The organism is Agromyces sp. NSFZ (assembly GCF_056156205.1).
Map to the genome: position 1 here is coordinate 1,377,177 of NZ_CM149585.1, position 15,967 is coordinate 1,393,143.

The window sequence follows — 15,967 nt, forward strand, 5'->3', positions numbered from 1 at the left end:
ACTCCGCCGGCCGCGGAGTTCGCCATACGAAGGCGGCAACACCGTGAACCAGCCACTCAGCGTCCCGTTCAACGACCTCTCCCGGACTCCGCCCGAGTTGCGCGCGCAGATCACCGCCGCGATCGACGCCGTCGTGTCGAGCGGGTGGTACGTCATGGGCCCCCAGCACGACGCCCTGCAGGCGGAACTGGCCGAGTACGCGGGTGTCGCCCACGCGGTGCTCGTGGGCAACGGCACGGACGCGCTCGAACTCGCGCTGGCCGCCGTCGGCGTGTCGTCCGGCGACTCGGTGCTCACCGTCGCGAATGCCGGAGCATACACGAGCGTCGCCGCCCGCCTGCTCGGCGCCGAGCCGGTGTACGCCGACGTGGATCCGGCCACGCTCCTGATGAGCCGGGCCACCTTCGAGGAGGCCGTCGACCGGATGCCGCGACCCCCTCGCGCCGTCGTGGTCACGCATCTCTACGGCGCACTCGCGCCGATCGAGTCGATCGTCGATGCCGCGCGTCGCCGCGGCATCGCGGTCGTCGAGGATTGCGCCCAGTCGTTCGGTGCGAGGGTCGACGGACGCATGGGCGGCACGTTCGGCGACGCGGCGACCGTCAGCTTCTATCCGACGAAGAACCTGGGAGCGCTGGGTGACGGCGGCGCCGTCATCACCGACCGCGAGGACGTCGCGGAGTCCGTGCGCCGGATGCGACAGTACGGATGGATCGGCAAGTACGACATCGGGGTCCCGCACGGCAGGAACAGCCGGATGGACGAGATGCAGGCCGCGATCCTCCGGGTGAAGCTGCCGTACCTCGACGCGTGGAACGAGCGGAGGCGTGAGATCCACCGCGCGTACGAGGGCGTGGGGAACCCTGCGTTCTCGTTGCTGAACCGGGCATCCGAGTCCTTCATCGCGCACCTCGGCGTGATCCGCGCGCCCGACCGGGCGTCGGTGCAGCAGTCGTTGTCGGCCTCGGGCATCGGGAACGACGTCCACTACCCGATTCCCGATCACCTCCAGCGATTCCCGGGCGGCTACGACGGGCCGAACCTGCCCGTCACGGAGGCCGCGGCGCGCGAGGTGCTCTCGGTGCCGATCTTCCCCGAGATGCAGGACGACGAGGTCGACCGGGTCCGCCTGGCGCTGGGGCGACTGTGACGGCACGTCCGGACTGGCCCGGCCTCGTGGAGTTGCACGAGGTCGTCGACGCCCGTGGCGCCCTGGTCATCGCCGAGACGTCGCGCCAGCTTCCCTTCGCCGTGCACCGCGTGTTCTTCATCCTCGACGTGCCCGAGGGCGAGCCGCGCGGCATCCATGCGCACCGGACGTGTCACCAGTTCCTGATCTGCCTGCGCGGGAGCGTCAAGGCCATGGTGGACGACGGCGACCGCAGGGAGGTCGTCCGGCTGGATCGGCGATCCGTGGGGCTGTACATGCCGCCGCTGACGTGGGGCACCCAGTACGACTACTCGCCCGATGCGGTGCTGGCGGTGCTGGCGTCGCATCCGTACGACGCGGACGACTACATCCACGAGTACGAGGAGTTCCTCGACCTCGCCGCACCCGCATCGCGACCGTAGCCGCTCGCCGGGTCCGACGGTAAGGTCGACGGCCGCTCGGCTCAGGCGGGCCGTCGAGATCGGACGGCGTTGCCGGAGGCGATGGATGCGAGATCGAGCATCGCGCGGGCGACGTTGAACGCCAGGCCGCGAAGCCCCTTGCCGCGCCTCGCCACCGTGGGCGTGATCTTGTCGGCCAGCACGGCATCCCAGCGGTCCAGACGCTCGAGGTACGGCACGTACACGTCGCGACGGAGCACCCGTCGCATCGGGCTCCGGTACACCAGCTGGCTCGTCACGAACCATCGGCCGCGACGCTTGATCCCGTGGAAGTGGAAGAACACCAGGGGGGCGCCGCCGTCGACGACGACGGTGCCGTCGGAGGACCTCGAGAGCGCGTGGCGGCCCGTGTTCCACGGTGCGACGTCGAAGCCGGCATCGGGAAGCACGACGACACCCGTGAACCGTCGGGGGAACTCGTCGAGATAGCCCTGATCGGCGTATCGTCCCTCGCTGGGTGTGTCGAAGCACCATTCGATGCACCGCTCCGACCACCAGTCGACGCACGCGAAGCCGGCCGCGTCCGCTCGGATGCCCACCCAACCCACGTTGAATCGTCCGTACTTGCCGAGCTTCCGCGCGAGACGTGGGGGGTACCGGTGCTCGATGATCCCGACGGATCCCTCGCCGAGGCTGCGATACACCTGCAGCGGGTCGGCGAAGAACCCGAGGTCGGCGTCGAGGTACGTGACCACGGTTCGGGGGTCACCCTGCGCGCGCATCACGTGCCGCATCAGCAGGGGCGAGCATGTGAACACGTACTCCATGCGCGAGCGGCCCGGCCGGACGTCGACGAGCCGGGGTTCGGATGCCTCGAGGTCGGCGAGCGTCAGCGTATGCAGCGTCGGGTCGCCCAGCCCGTCGAGGTACTCGCGGCTGGCGTCGTCGAGGCACATGATCCAGACCTCCGCGTGGTCGCCGAGCTCCCGAAGGCCCTCGATGAGCGTGAGGCCGCGGGAGAGGTACCCGCTGTCGAAGTACGTCGCGTAGACGTGCGGGTACTGCGCTTCGCCGGACGAGGACGTCATTCCGCCTCCGCCAGCCGTGACGCGCCGCCGGGGATCACGCGCGCGGGGACCCCGACGACCAGGCTGTACGGAGGGATCTGGGTGTGCTCCTTCACGACGGCGCCCGCGCCGATCACGCTGTGGTGGCCGACGGTCGTCCCCATCAGGACGACGGCGTTGGCGCCGATGTAGACGTTGTTCCCGATCTCGGTGGCGGCCCGCTCGATGTCCCGGCGCCGGCCCGAGATGCACCGCGCGACCGTCGAGTGCGAGTAGATGTGCACCCCGGAGGAGATGTCGCAGTCGGGGCCGATGCTGAGTCCGCCGCTGCCGTCGATCACGGTGAACGCGCCGATCCACACCCCCGACCCGATGGTCGGCTCGCCGACGATCCAGGCGTGCGGATTGTAGGGGTTCGGGGGGAATCCGTGGTTCGAAGGTACGTCAGTCACTCGCTGCCCAGCGGTCAGGTTCCGGCGTTCGGAAGGTTGATACGATTGCACGGCGCGCGTCCGGCGCGCCCACATAACTCTACGCAGGGGAATCCGAATGTCAGTCAAGTCCAAGTCGGTCCTCGTCACCGGTGGAGCCGGGTTCATCGGCAGCCACCTCGTCGATCGGCTTCTGCTTGACGACCCCGCGAAAGTCGTCGTGGTCGACAACTTCTTCCTCGGTGAGAACCACAACCTCGACGACGCCCGTGCGGCGCGCTCCGACCTCGAGGTGATCCGGCTCGACGCCTCGGATCTCGCGGCCATGCAGGACGTCGTCCAGACCCACGGGATCGACACCGTCTTCGACCTCGCGGTGGTGCCGCTGCCGACCTCGCTTGCGTACCCCGCGTGGACGGTGCAGACCAACATCGGCATCGCGACGACCTTCTGCGAGATCGCGCGCCGCGGGCTGATCGAGCGGCTCGTGCACTTCTCGAGCTCGGAGGCGTACGGCTCGGCGCGCTACGTGCCGATGGACGAGGGGCACCCGCACGACGCGATCACCCCGTATGCCGCCAGCAAGTCGGCGGAGGACCACATCATCTCCTCGTACGTGAAGACCTTCGGCATCGACGCGACGGTCGTGCGCCCGTTCAACAACATCGGACCGCGCCAGAATCCCGGTTCGTACGCCGGTATCGTGCCGATCGTGATCAAGCGGGTCCTCGCGGGCGAGCCGGTGGAGATCCACGGCGACGGTGAGCAGACCCGTGACCTGACCTGGGTCCGGGACACCGCCGACATGGCCGTTCGCATCCACGCTTCCCCCGACTGCCGCGGGCAGGTGCTGAATGTGGCGACCGGCCGCGAGACCTCGATGAACGAGCTCGTCTCGCGGTTGCTCTCGGTGCTCGGCAAGCCCGATCACCCGGTCGTGCACACCGACCCGAGGCCGGGCGACGTCCGTCGCCACCTCGCCGACGTCACCAAGCTCACCGGGTTGCTCGGTTCGCAGCCCAAGGTGCTGACCGACGACGAGCTCGCCGAGACCGTCGAGTGGTACCTCAAGGTCCTCGCGTGAGGCTCAATGTCCCGCTGCTCGACCGCAGCGAGGCGGAAGCGGTCGAGCGCGTCCTCGAGTCAGGGTTCCTGACCCAGGGTCCCCGTGCCGCGGAGTTCGAGTCACTGGTCGGGTCGCAGGTCGGCACGTCGCACGCGTTCGCGGTGAGTTCCGCCACGACCGGACTGCACCTCACCCTCGACGCCCTCGGAGTGCGCGCCGGCGACGAGGTCGTCATCCCCGACTTCAGCTTTCCCGCGACGGCCAACGCGGTGGTGCAGCTGGGTGCCATCCCGGTGTTCGTCGACATCGACATCGAGACGTTCAACCTGGATCCGTCATTGCTCGAGGCGGCCGTCACCGACCGCACGAAGGCGATCATGCCCGTGCACGCGTTCGGGCTGACGGCGGACATGGACCCGATCAACGCGATCGCGGAGCGACACGGCCTGCCGGTGGTCGAGGATGCCGCGTGCGCCCTCACCGCGGCGTACCACGGTCGACAGGCGGGCTCCCTGTCCACGGCCGGGGTGTTCTCCTTCCATCCCCGGAAGATCATCACGACCGGGGAGGGCGGGATGATCACCACGAACGACGACGCCCTCGCCGACAAGCTCCGCGTGCTGCGCACGCACGGCGCCGTCCGGGGCGACCTGTACATGGACTTCGTCGACGCGGGATACAACTACCGGCTGAGCGACGTGCACGCGGCGATCGGCATCGCGCAGATGCGCAAGCTCGACACGATCTTCGAGGCGCGCCAGCGACTCGCCCGGGAACTGGGTGCACTGCTCGCCGACGTCGAAGGCGTGCGGGCGCCCGTCGTTCCCGAGGGGCATACGCACAGCTTCCAGTCGTACGTCGTGCTGCTCGACGACGAGATCGACCGCGACCGCGTGATCGTCGAGATGAAGCAGCGCGACATCGAGACGACGCTCGGCACGTACTCCATGCATCTGCAGCCCTATTTCCGCGGGCGGTTCTCGATCGCCGACGAGGTGCTGCCGAACGCCACCCGTGCGCACCGACAGGCGCTGACGCTCCCGCTGTACCCGCAGCTGCGGACCGACGACCTCGAGCTCATCGTCGAGCGCCTCGAGGAGGCCATCGTGGCGACCGGGGCGCACGCGAGCTGAAGCGCGACCGAACGAACGAGCATCGAGGGGAACGACGGTCATGTGCGGAATCGCCGGCGGCTGGGAACGCAGCCCGTCCGCGGCATTCGAGTCGCGGCTCCATGCGAGCCTCGACCAGATCCGGCATCGTGGTCCCGACGATCGGGGCGCGGTCGTCTCCGATCACGGCGACCGCGGCGTCGTCCGGATCGGGTCGACGCGCCTCGCGGTGCTCGACCTGTCCTCCGCCGGCCACATGCCGATGGTCTCGGATGACGACCGGTTCGTCCTCGCCTACAACGGCGAGGTCACCAACTACCTCGAACTGCGGCGGGAGCTCGTCGAGCTCGGCCACGTGTTCCGCTCCGGCACCGACACCGAGGTCCTCCTCGCGGCGTGGCGGGAATGGGGCCGCGCGTCCCTCGGACGGTTCGAGGGAATGTTCGCGTTCGCGATCCTCGACAAGCAGGCGGAGACGCTCACGCTCGTGCGCGACGCCTTCGGCATCAAGCCGCTCTACTTCACCGTCGAGGAGGGCCGGCACCTCTACTACGGCAGCGAGGTCCCAGCGCTCATGACCGTCATGTCGACCTCGCCGAGGCTCGACTGGCAGACCGCGCACGACTATGTGCGGTGGGGCGTCTACGACGGCGGCGCGGCGACCTTCGTCGAGGGCATCCACCAGCTCCTTCCGGCGCACCTGGTCGAGCTCGACCTCCGGTCGGGGCGGATCAGCCCGCAGACCCGCTACTGGTGGCCCGAGATCGAGACGGACGACTCGATCACGTTCGCCGACGCCGTGGACGGTGTCCGGCAGCTCTTCCTGCAGAGCGTCAGCCGGAACCTGCGAAGCGATGTCCCCGTCGGCGTCGCGTTGTCGGGAGGGGTCGACTCCTCGGCCATCGCCTGCTCGATCAGGCACCTGGAGCCCGACTATCCCATCCGGACGTTCAGCTTCGTCTCACCCGGCTTCTCGCAGTCCGAACACGAGTGGATCGACCTCGTCAACGCCGCGATCGGGGCGCAGCCGCACGCCGTGGAGCCCACCGCGACCGATCTCGCCGACGACCTCGACGACCTCATCAGGACGCAGGGCGAACCGTTCCGCTCCACGAGCATCTACGCCCAGTACCGGGTCTTCAAGTTGGCCAGGGAACACGGCGTGGTCGTGACGCTCGACGGGCAGGGCGCCGACGAGCTCCTCGCCGGGTACGACGGCTACCCCGTGCAGCGCATCCACAGCCTGCTCGATGGAGGTCGCCTCGTCGCGGCATCCGGCTTCGCCCGTTCCTGGTCCGGCTCGGTCGAGGGGGCCAGGGCTCCCGCCCTGCTCGCGGCCGCGGCGGCGCGCACGGTGCCGAGCGGCGTCCGGTCGATGGCCGCACGCATCAGGCGAGCCGAATCGCCGATGCTCGATCACGCAGCGCTCGCCAAGCGCGGTGTGCGCGTCGACTTCCCGCGCATCGATGAACGGGCGGTCCGCGGCGTCCGGCTGAAGAGCCAGCTTCGCAACGACCTCCTCCTTCGCGGCCTCGGCTCGCTGCTGCGCCACGGTGATCGGAACTCCATGCGGTTCTCGGTCGAGAGCCGGGTGCCGTTCCTCGACCGTGCCCTCACCGAGTTCGCCTTCCGGCTGCCCGAGCGGTTCTTCGTGTCAGACGACGGCATCACCAAGAACCTCCTGCGCAGCGCCATGCGCGGCGTGGTCCCTGACGCCATCCTCGACCGGCGGGACAAGATCGGCTTCGCGACGCCCGAAGCCGACTGGTTGCGCGAGCGCAGCGCCGACGAGCTCGTCTCCTCGCACATCGGATTCCTCGACGCCGGGGCCGCCCGTGAATGGCACACGGTGCCCGAGGCGGCGCTCGGGCTCGGCCCGGGCGGCCAGTGGCGGCTGCTCAACCTCGCCCGCTGGGTGCGCGTATTCGACGTCGACGCCCGATGACCCGAGCCAGCCGGATCGAGCGCATCGCGTTCGCGGTGCAGCGTGTGCTCATCGTGGTGAGCCGCGCAGTGCACCGGGCGACGGGTCGCGAGATCACGTGGGTCGTCGGCCCCGACGAGCTCGCCTCGATGGTCGGCCACATCGCCGATGCGATCCCCGGGTCGTACTCGGTCTCGCTCTCTCCCCATCGCTTCTACCCGCGGAAGTACGATCGCCTGCTGTCGACCGCAGGAGGACCACGTGTGGCCTACATCCGGCGCCTCATCGTCGGCCCGTGGCTGCTGGGTGCCCTCTCCCGGAGGGCGGGCGGCGTCGTGTACGTGGGTGCGGTCGGCTTCCTGCTGTCCTCGGTCGACGACCGTGAGTTCGAGTTCGCGTTCCTCCAGCGGCACGGCGTCAAGATCGCCTGCTACTTCACCGGCGACGACATCCGGGCGCCGAGACTCATGCACGAGCTCGAAGCGGTCTACGGACGTCCGAACCTCAGCACGGTGGTCGGATCCCTCGATCCGTTGTTCGAGAGTGATGCGTACGATGCGCTGAAGCGCCGCATCGGAGCGATCGCCGATCGGTACGCCGACGTCATCTTCACCGCACCGGTCGACCAGCGCGGATACCTCACGTCGGACGTTCGAGCCTTCCGCTACTTCTATCCCGACGACCGATTCCGGCTGGACCTCGCCAAGTTCGACCGTCCCGACCGGCTGGTCCTCGTGCACGCGCCCTCGGCGCCGGTCCTCAAGGGCACCCGGTTCGTCCGCGACGCGATCGAGCGCCTGCGCAGCGAGGGGTACGACTTCGAGTACCACGAGCTCACGGACGTGTCGAACGACGAGGTGCGCCGGGTGCTCTCGCGGGCACACATCGTGCTGAACCAGTTCTACGCCTACCTCCCGGGCGTGTTCGGCATCGAGGCGCTCGCCTCGGGCTGCGTCATGCTGTGCAGTGCCGACGAGCGCATCGAGCCGCTCACCCTCGGTCAGGGGGCCAATGAAGCCTGGATCGTCACCGGGCCGAACGAGGTCTACGAGCACACGCGGATGCTGCTCGAGCACCCGGAATCGCTCCGCGACCAGGCACGGCGGGGGTTCGAGTGGGCGGTCCGTCACGCCTCCGCGTCCGCGTCCGCCGAGTACGTCGTCGCGGCGCTCGACGAGGTGCTTCGCCGCAGGCCCTGATCGCGGCCGAGCGCGCGTCGCTCAGCCGGCGTCGGACCCGTGCGCCTGCATCGCGGCGACCGTCCGGACGGCGGCATCCCCTCGGCCGAACGGAGCCCCTTCGTCATCCGACCGGGTCCGCAGGACGTGCGCGTCGAGATCCGTGACCAGTTCGGGGTCCACCACGTTCCAGCCGTCGACGAGCGTCTCGGGCCATTCCGTCTCGGTGCGCACGGTGATGCACGGCGTCTTCAGCAGGAACGCCTCCTTCTGCAGGCCGCCCGAGTCGGTGACGACGCACCGGGCGCGAAGGACCGCGTACACCATCTGCGAATAGGCGAGCGAGGTGATCGGCGTGAGATTCGACCGCTCGAGTGGGAGTCCGAACTCCTCGGCCCGTGCGATCAGCCGTGGATGCGCCACGAGCGTCACCTGCGATCCGAGCGCGTCCAGCCGGTCGAGGACCTGGCCGAGGCGGCGCGGGTCATCGGTGTTCTCGGCCCGATGGATCGTGGCCAGCACGCTTCCGCGTTCGGCCGACCACTCGTCGGGCATCACCGGAGCCGATGCCAGCACGCGATCACGAACGGTGAAGCAGACATCGGTCATGACGTCGCCGACATCGACGGAGCGCGCCGCGAGCCCTTCCTCCGCGAGGTGGCGCATCGCGGTGCCCGTGGGGGCGAGGAGGAGGTCGGCCACGTGGTCGGTCACGATCCGGTTGTGCTCCTCGGGCATCCTGCGATTGCCCGACCGCAGGCCGGCTTCGAGATGCGCGATCGGCAGGAACATCTTCACCGCGGTGAGCGCCGCGGCGACGGTGGAATTGGTGTCGCCGTAGACGAGCACCCAGTCGGGAGCCTCCTGCTCGAACGCCTGCTCCAGGCCGATCATCATGGCCGCCGTCTGCTGGGCGTGCGAGGCGGAGCCGATCGCGAGGTTCCGATCGGGTTCGGGGATCCGCAGGTCGGCGAACAGCGCCTCGCTGAGCTCGGGCGCGTAGTGCTGCCCGGTGTGGACGATGACGTGCTCGTGTCCGGCTTCCCGCAGGGCCCGGTCGACGGGCGCGAGCTTGATGAACTGCGGACGGGCGCCGACCACGCTCAGCACCTTCATCGCCGCACCTCCCCGGCGACCTCGCGCAGGAAGGCCTCGCCCTCGACGTCCGAATTGAGCTCGTGGGCACAGGCGTCGGCGGCTCGCTTGGCGGCATCGATCCGATCGGCCGTGGTCTCGTTCAACGTCCGGGCGAGGTCTGCCGCCGCCCATCCCTCGACGATGATCCCGTTCCCGTAGCGGCTCACGATCGCCTCCATGCTCGGACTGTGCCCGATGACCACGCCGATCCTTCCCTGCACGGCCTCGAAGAACTTGTTCGGGAACGAGTGCAGGAAGTTCGGGCTCGTCGGCGGATAGAAGATCACCTCGAGGTCGAATCGGTTGAGCTTGGCGGGGACCTCCGCCATCGGGACGGGCTCGTGGAACTCGACCCGATCGCCCAGGTCGCGCGTGAGCTCGCGCAGCCGAGTGCGGCCGTCGGCCGAGCCGGTGAGCATGAGGTTGAGGTGGTACCGCTCGTCGAGCAGGCGCAGGGCATCGATGAGCAGGTCCAGCCCACGCGCCATCTCCGCGTTGCCGTGGTAGACCAGCTCGATCCGCTCGGGATCGACCGCGCGGGGCGCGAGCTCGACGTAGCCGGGGCTGTTCCGCACGATCGACGGGCGCTCGATGCCGAAATCCGCGGCGTAGAGGTCGGCGATCCCGTCGGCGACGGTGGAGCGGGACGTGATCGACGGCGACCCGATCATCGCCGTGGTCCACCGGTGGTACCCGCCCATGAGGGCACGGGTCGCGAAGGGGGTCTCGGGTGAGGGAGCCCAACGGTGGTACTCATGCACGTCGAGGTGGATGCGGGCGCCCGGGTCGTCCGTGAGCAGCGCCGGTCCGTGGTCGAGTGCCCACGGGAGGAGGTCGATGTCGTTCACGAGCACGAGGTCGTAGCGAACGGGCGCGCCGGCGCCTCGACGCGGTCGAAGCTCGGCAGGGATGCGGCTGCCGAGCAGCACGTCGAAGCGAGCCCGCTTGGAGAGCAGTGCGTGCATCGCTCCGCGGATCGACGCGGACCTGAGGAGCCGTGGCGGATCCGTCATCTCGAAGTGCTGCCGCACGGCCGGGCGGGGCGACGGGCCGAGGCCGAGCGTGTCGACCTGCCACCCGGCTCCGATCAGCCAGTCGATCTGGCGCACCACCCGGGGGTCCGTCGCGAGGTTCGAGTAGCAGACGACCAACGCGGCCTTCGTGGGGCGGTCGTTCAAGTCGCTGTGCTCCTCAGTTCGAAATGGCGACGATCCGGCCGCGGCACGGATGCATGCCCTACCAACTTACTTGGTCGGGAGGCGTGGTCGAACGTCGTGCTGTCGGCGCGCGGCTCCGGATGCCACAGGATGGAGTCATGACCACGCGGAGCCGTACACCGAGGGTGTTCCTCGGGACCCAGGAGATCTCAGGCTACTACGGCGGCCTCGAGGCCGGTCTGCGTGCCATCGGGGTCCCGGCCAGGCTGGTGACGACCCACCCGCATCCCTTCGGCTACACCCAGGCACGAGCCAATCCCCGGCCGGCGGCCTGGGCGTCGCGAGCCGTGCTCCTGCACCGCCGCTCGTCGGGACCGGTCCGCCTCCTCGCGGCCGCGGCGTACGTCGCCGCGTCCGCCCTCCTCCTGCTCTGGTCACTGCCGCGGTTCGATGTCTTCGTGTTCGGCTGGGGGATCAGCATCCTCCCGGGCAACCTCGACATTCCCGTGCTCCGCCTCTTCCGGAAGCGCGTGATCTCCGTGCTGGGGCACGGATCCGAGGCGCGGCCGCCGTACATGTCGACCCCTCCGGCCGACGTGCCGCTCTCGCCGGCGGAGCTCCGGGCACTGCGTGACGCGACGGCGGCCACCGCGGCGAAGGTACGACGGCTCGAGCGCTGGTCGACCCGAACCGTCGGCCTCACGACCACCGCGCAGTTCTTCCGGCATCCGTTCGTCGACTTCTACCGCCTCGGCCTTCCCACCCGGGAGCGAGCCCGTCCGGCGACGTCGCAGCCACCGGTCGAGGGCGAACTGGTCGTGGTGCACGTGCCGAGCAATCCGGCGGTGAAGGGGACGTCGTTCATCAGGTCGTGCATGGAGCGCATCATGGCCGCCAACCCGCGCGTCCGCTACGTCGAGGTGAGCAATCGCCCGCACGCCGAGGTCCTCGAGGCGTTGGAGTCGGCCACGCTCGTCGTCGACCAGCTCTGGTCGGACATCCCCATGGCGGTCGTCGGCACCGAAGCGGCGAGCCTCGGCACGGCCACGGTGATCTCGGGCTACGCGTGGCCGGAGTGGCGCGCCCGGTGGTCGAGCGAGGATCTGCCGCCGACGATCCTCTCGACACCAGACACCCTGCAGTCGGACATCGAGCGGGCGCTCGCCGAGCCCGAATCGACCCGCGAGGTGGGTGCCGCGGCGAGCGCGTACGTCGCCGCGCGATGGAACCCAGAAGCGGTCGCTCGGAACTACCTTCGGCTCATGCAGGACGACGTCCCCCGGGAGTGGGTCGTCGACCCCGGCGGACTTCGATACGGTTGGGGAGTCGGCGTCGGCCGTGACCGCGTCGAGTCCATGGTGGCCGCACTCGCGGGCGCCTACGGCGTCTCCAGCCTGCACTGGCCGGCCGCCGCGGAGGTGTACGGCCTCGCCGGAGCGGATGCCCAGCCGCGGCCCCGCCCATGAAGGGATCCACCATGTCGCTGACGTCGACCCTCGTGTACCTCGCCTCCCAGACTGTGCCGCGGCTCTCGAGTCGCGTGCTGGCCTCAGCCGGCTACACCACCGACCTGGACCGCTTCGGCGGACCGGACGCGTTCCGCATCTGGGATCGATCGACGGCCGAGCGTCAGCAGAGCGCGTGGCAGCCGATCATCGCCGCGGCCGCTGCCGGCGATCCGCGGGCGGACGTCCAGGCGATGTTCGACGCGCTCGCCACGCCGCCCGCTGCCGACGGGACGTCGCTCCTCGAGGTCGGCTGCGGCGGAGGGCACAACTCGGAGATGATCGCGGCGCGCCGTCCCGAGCTCGTCTACACGGGTGTCGACATCTCGGAGTCCATGGTGGAGGTCGCGCGGCAGGCCTACCCCGATCGGGACTTCCGTGTCGGCTCCGCCTACTCGCTCGAATTCGGCGACTCGACCTTCGACATCGTGCTCGACGGCGTCGCGCTCATCCACATGGACCGCTGGAAGCGGTCGATCGCCGAGTACTCCCGGGTCGCGGCGTCCTGCGTGATCCTGCACGGCCTCACTGTGACGGATGTCGCGCCCACCACGCTCTTCGCCAAGTACGCGTACGGGCAGCCCACGCGGGAGCTGGTCCTCGCTCGGGACGAGCTCCTCTCGGAGTGCCGGGCCAACGGGCTCGAGCTCGCCGCGGTGCTGCCCGGACTCGACTACGACCTGAAGCGGTACATCGGCGTCCCCTCCACCTCCGAGACCTGGGTGCTCAGGGTCGCCGCATCGCCGAGGGCCTGACGGCGCTCCACCGTGGCCGGGTGATGCACGAGGCGGTCGGCTCGTGCGATTACGATCGAGGGATGACCGTCGCGCCTCCGTCCCCCCTCGCGTTGCGATCCTCGTGCGTCCCCGTGTCGGCCTCGGCGGATTCGGCCGGCCCGCTGCCGATGCGGGTGGGAGCCTGAGTGCGCGACATGGCGAGGTCGCGCCGATGAGCCGCTCGATCTTCCTGGTCGACACCTTCTACTACGCGGTTCTCGAGTCCCTCGGACTCGACAAGGTGCTGGTGTCGACGGACTACGAGCGCCGCCTCGAGGAGGCCCTCGACTTCGGGTTCGGCACGGGTGGCGCCTACGTGCGGAACCTGCGCGAGCTCGGGTGGGACGCGAGCATCGCGGTGGCGAACTCGCTCGCACTGCAGGACCTCTGGGCCAGGTCCCATCACCGCACGTCGCCCATTCCGCTGGCGTGGCGGTACGGACCGCATCTGTCGCGGCTTCCCGTGGCACGGAACCTGCTCCACAAGTTCCCCCATCTCCACTCGGTGCTGCTCGACCAGATCGCCGAAGCCAAGCCCGACGTCGTCATGGTCCAGGACCTGAACCTGGTTCCACCCGGGCTCGCGCGGGCGATCCGCGGGCACACGCGGATGCTCGTGGGGGAGATCGCCTCACCGCTCCCGCCGAAGCGATTCCTCACCTCGTACGACCTGATCGTCTCGGCGCTGCCGTCGATCGTCGAGACGGCCCGCGACTGGGGAATTCCCAGCAGGTACATCCCGCTCGCATTCGACGACCGCTGGGAGGCGCCGGTCCCCGCATCCGAACGTGAGATCGATGCCATCTTCGTGGGCAGCTTCTCGCGGCTCCAGCCCGCCACGGCGCCGTTGCTGCGAGAGGTGGCCGCCGCGATCCCCGGCCTGCAGATCTATGGTCCGGCCGCGCCCGGCGTCCTCGCCGACGCCGGACTGGAGGCGTACTACCGTGGCGAGGCCTGGGGTCGCGACATGTTCCGCCTGCTGGCCCGCAGCAAGATGGTGATCAACCGGCACGGATCGGTGGCCGGCCGGTACGCCGTCAACATGCGGATGTTCGAGACGACCGGGAGCGGCGCGGCGCTCATCACCGAGGAGAAGAGCAACCTGGGCGAGCTGTTCGAGGTCGGCACGGAGGTGCTGAGCTATCCGAGCCCCGATGTCGCGGCGCGACGCGCGGCTGAGCTGCTCGCCGACCCGGCACGTCTGGATGCGATCGCCTCGGCCGGCCAGCGGCGAACGCTGGGAGCGCACACGTACCGGCATCGGGCCGAACTCCTCACCCAGACCCTCGAGGACGCGGAGACCGGGCGCCTGTGACGTCGACCACCGATGCGAATGCGGTGATCGATGGGGGGCGGCTTCGGAGGGCGCCCGTGCCCGGACCTCGCGCCCGGGTCATCCGGCCGGAGATCCAGGCATTGCGGGCGGCAGCCGTCATGGTCGTCGTCCTCTTCCACCTCTGGCCGGAGGTCCTCACCGGCGGATTCGTCGGCGTCGACGTGTTCTTCGACAGGTCGTCGCGGCGGCGACGACGCCAGGAGCCGTCGGGCTCGACCTGTCGCACCGGATCTGCAGCGCGACCGTCTGCGACGCCGTCGTCGGCGGCGTCGCCCTCTACACCGACCCCTACCACCTCACCGAGACCTACGCCCGCACCGTGGCCCCCTACCTCGAGCGCGATCTGGCGTCGGTGCTCGAGGCGTCAGGGGACGCCTCGGGGATCTTCGCTACATCTCAGAGACGAACTCCGGAGGAGGCCTCGGCGACCGCTCCGAGCAGGTAGGTGGGGATCGCGTTCCGCAGGTCGGCACTCGCGACGCCGCGTCCGTCGATGATCGTGCGCGCGCCCGGGATGTGCACGGGGAGGATGCGACGGTACTCGTCGTGATTGGCCTGGATGATCACCGCGTCGACCGACTGCCCGAACTCGTAATCGGCGAAGCCCAGCGCCTCGATCTCGGCCTTCGTGTACATCGGGTCGTTCACGAAGGGCGTCGCGCCGGCCGCCGTCAGCGCGGCGACGACGTCGTAGACGCCCGAGAAGGCCGTCTCCTTCACCCCGCCGCGGTAGGCGGCGCCGAGCACCGCCACGCGCTGGCCCTCGAGGCTGCCGTGCTTCTCCTCCAGGAGGGAGACGGCGTACTGCGGCATCGCACGATTCGCCGCTCGGGCGGCCCGCACGATGGTGGCCTCGGGGTCGTTCCACAGGTACATCTGCGGATAGATGGGAATGCAGTGTCCGCCGACGGCGATGCCGGGTTGGTGGATGTGGCTGAAGAACTGGCTGTTGCAGGCCTCGATCACCGCGTACACGTCGATGCCCTTGGTGTCGGCGAACCGTGCGAACTGGTTCGCGAGGCCGATGTTGACGTCGCGGTACGTGGTCTCGGCGAGCTTGGCGAGTTCGCTCGCTTCGGACGTGCCGAGGTTCCAGACGCCGTTCGGGCGGGGGAGGTCGGGGCGCTCATCGAAATCGAGCACGGCCTCGTAGAAGTCGATGCCGGCCGCGGTTCCGGCCTCCGTGACGCCCCCGACGAGCTTCGGGTACTTGCGCAGGTCTTCGAACACGCGTCCGGTCAGCACCCGCTCGGGGCTGAAGACGACGTGGAAGTCACGGTCGGCCTGCAGGCCCGAGTACGACTCGAGTGCGGGGGTGAATCGATCCCTCGTCGTGCCGACCGGCAGCGTCGTCTCGTACGACACGAGCGTCCCGGCGCGCAGGCCACGACCGATGCGCTCGGTCGCACTGTCCATCCACTCGAAGTCGGGCACGCCCTCCCGATCGACGAACAAGGGCACCACGACGACGACCGCGTCGCTCTCGGCGACGGCCGCGGAGGTATCGAGCGTCGCCTCGAGGAGGCCCCTGCCGACGACGTCGGCGAGCCGGGTGTCGAGCTCCGCCTCTCCGGGGAACGGCTCGGTTCCGGCGTTGATGAGCTCGACGGTGCGCGGGTTCACGTCGGCCCCGTAGACCGTGTGGCCCTTGCCGGCGAACTGCACGGCCAGCGGGAGCCCGATCTTGCCCATTCCGACGACGGTGATCTTCATCTGGTTCTGCCTGC

At 69.5% G+C, this 15,967-nt stretch carries 15 protein-coding genes; 10 read left to right on the top strand and 5 right to left on the bottom strand.

The features are described from left to right. The first annotated feature begins 43 nt into the window (after window positions 1-43). Both ACVFI9_RS06485 and ACVFI9_RS06490 read left to right on the top strand, forming a co-directional pair. Window positions 44-1,150: a DegT/DnrJ/EryC1/StrS family aminotransferase gene (locus tag ACVFI9_RS06485; RefSeq protein WP_474765229.1), complete on the top strand. Its 1,107-nt coding sequence runs from the start codon at window positions 44-46 to the stop codon at window positions 1,148-1,150. After that, entirely contained in the window at window positions 1,147-1,572 is a 426-nt protein-coding gene (locus tag ACVFI9_RS06490) for a sugar 3,4-ketoisomerase (RefSeq protein ID WP_474765230.1), read from the top strand. The genes ACVFI9_RS06485 and ACVFI9_RS06490 overlap by 4 nt, the downstream gene beginning before the upstream one ends. A gap of 41 nt (window positions 1,573-1,613) precedes the next feature. Here ACVFI9_RS06490 and ACVFI9_RS06495 read toward each other — a convergent pair whose 3' ends face one another. Next, entirely contained in the window at window positions 1,614-2,639 is a 1,026-nt protein-coding gene (locus tag ACVFI9_RS06495; RefSeq protein WP_474765231.1) for a hypothetical protein, read from the bottom strand. Next, the gene (locus ACVFI9_RS06500) at window positions 2,636-3,070 is read right to left on the bottom strand and encodes an acyltransferase (RefSeq protein WP_474765232.1); all 435 of its coding nucleotides are present in this window, start codon (window positions 3,068-3,070) and stop codon (window positions 2,636-2,638) included. Before ACVFI9_RS06500 ends, ACVFI9_RS06495 begins: the two co-directional genes overlap by 4 nt. Before the next feature lie 97 nt (window positions 3,071-3,167). Between ACVFI9_RS06500 and ACVFI9_RS06505 the strand changes: the two genes are divergently transcribed. Genes ACVFI9_RS06505 through ACVFI9_RS06520 form a run of 4 tightly spaced genes read left to right on the top strand, consistent with a single transcriptional unit; the run spans window position 3,168 to window position 8,350 of the window. Beyond that, on the top strand, window positions 3,168-4,133 hold the full coding sequence (locus ACVFI9_RS06505; protein ID WP_474765233.1) for a dTDP-glucose 4,6-dehydratase: 966 nt from the start codon (window positions 3,168-3,170) through the stop codon (window positions 4,131-4,133). After that, entirely contained in the window at window positions 4,130-5,248 is a 1,119-nt protein-coding gene (locus ACVFI9_RS06510; RefSeq protein WP_474765234.1) for a DegT/DnrJ/EryC1/StrS family aminotransferase, read from the top strand. The genes ACVFI9_RS06505 and ACVFI9_RS06510 overlap by 4 nt, the downstream gene beginning before the upstream one ends. A 40-nt stretch (window positions 5,249-5,288) precedes the next feature. Beyond that, window positions 5,289-7,172 (top strand): asparagine synthase (glutamine-hydrolyzing), encoded by a 1,884-nt coding sequence (asnB, locus tag ACVFI9_RS06515; RefSeq protein ID WP_474765235.1) that lies wholly within the window; start codon window positions 5,289-5,291, stop codon window positions 7,170-7,172. Continuing rightward, complete coding sequence (locus tag ACVFI9_RS06520) at window positions 7,169-8,350, top strand: glycosyltransferase family protein (RefSeq protein ID WP_474765236.1); 1,182 nt, start codon at window positions 7,169-7,171, stop codon at window positions 8,348-8,350. The genes asnB and ACVFI9_RS06520 overlap by 4 nt, the downstream gene beginning before the upstream one ends. A 21-nt stretch (window positions 8,351-8,371) precedes the next feature. Here ACVFI9_RS06520 and wecB read toward each other — a convergent pair whose 3' ends face one another. Next, entirely contained in the window at window positions 8,372-9,445 is a 1,074-nt protein-coding gene (wecB, locus tag ACVFI9_RS06525; RefSeq protein WP_474765237.1) for a non-hydrolyzing UDP-N-acetylglucosamine 2-epimerase, read from the bottom strand. Then, window positions 9,442-10,644 (bottom strand): glycosyltransferase, encoded by a 1,203-nt coding sequence (locus ACVFI9_RS06530; protein ID WP_474765238.1) that lies wholly within the window; start codon window positions 10,642-10,644, stop codon window positions 9,442-9,444. The genes wecB and ACVFI9_RS06530 overlap by 4 nt, the downstream gene beginning before the upstream one ends. A 137-nt stretch (window positions 10,645-10,781) precedes the next feature. Here ACVFI9_RS06530 and ACVFI9_RS06535 point away from each other — a divergent pair, with 137 nt between their 5' ends. The 4 genes from ACVFI9_RS06535 (at window position 10,782) to ACVFI9_RS06550 (ending at window position 14,685) form a co-directional block, all read left to right on the top strand. Then, window positions 10,782-12,089, top strand: coding sequence for a hypothetical protein (locus tag ACVFI9_RS06535; protein ID WP_474765239.1), 1,308 nt, complete (start codon window positions 10,782-10,784; stop codon window positions 12,087-12,089). Between the two features lie 11 nt (window positions 12,090-12,100). Next, a complete protein-coding gene (locus ACVFI9_RS06540; RefSeq protein WP_474765240.1) occupies window positions 12,101-12,883 on the top strand; it encodes a class I SAM-dependent methyltransferase in 783 nt (260 codons plus the stop codon). Between the two features lie 193 nt (window positions 12,884-13,076). Then, a complete protein-coding gene (locus ACVFI9_RS06545; RefSeq protein WP_474765241.1) occupies window positions 13,077-14,219 on the top strand; it encodes a glycosyltransferase family protein in 1,143 nt (380 codons plus the stop codon). Continuing rightward, a complete protein-coding gene (locus ACVFI9_RS06550; RefSeq protein WP_474765242.1) occupies window positions 14,110-14,685 on the top strand; it encodes an SGNH hydrolase domain-containing protein in 576 nt (191 codons plus the stop codon). The genes ACVFI9_RS06545 and ACVFI9_RS06550 overlap by 110 nt, the downstream gene beginning before the upstream one ends. On the opposite strand, the gene ACVFI9_RS06555 is transcribed toward ACVFI9_RS06550, so the two are convergent. Continuing rightward, window positions 14,637-15,953: a nucleotide sugar dehydrogenase gene (locus ACVFI9_RS06555; RefSeq protein ID WP_474765243.1), complete on the bottom strand. Its 1,317-nt coding sequence runs from the start codon at window positions 15,951-15,953 to the stop codon at window positions 14,637-14,639. The two genes, ACVFI9_RS06550 and ACVFI9_RS06555, sit on opposite strands and share 49 nt — an antisense overlap. Window positions 15,954-15,967: the final 14 nt, after the last annotated feature.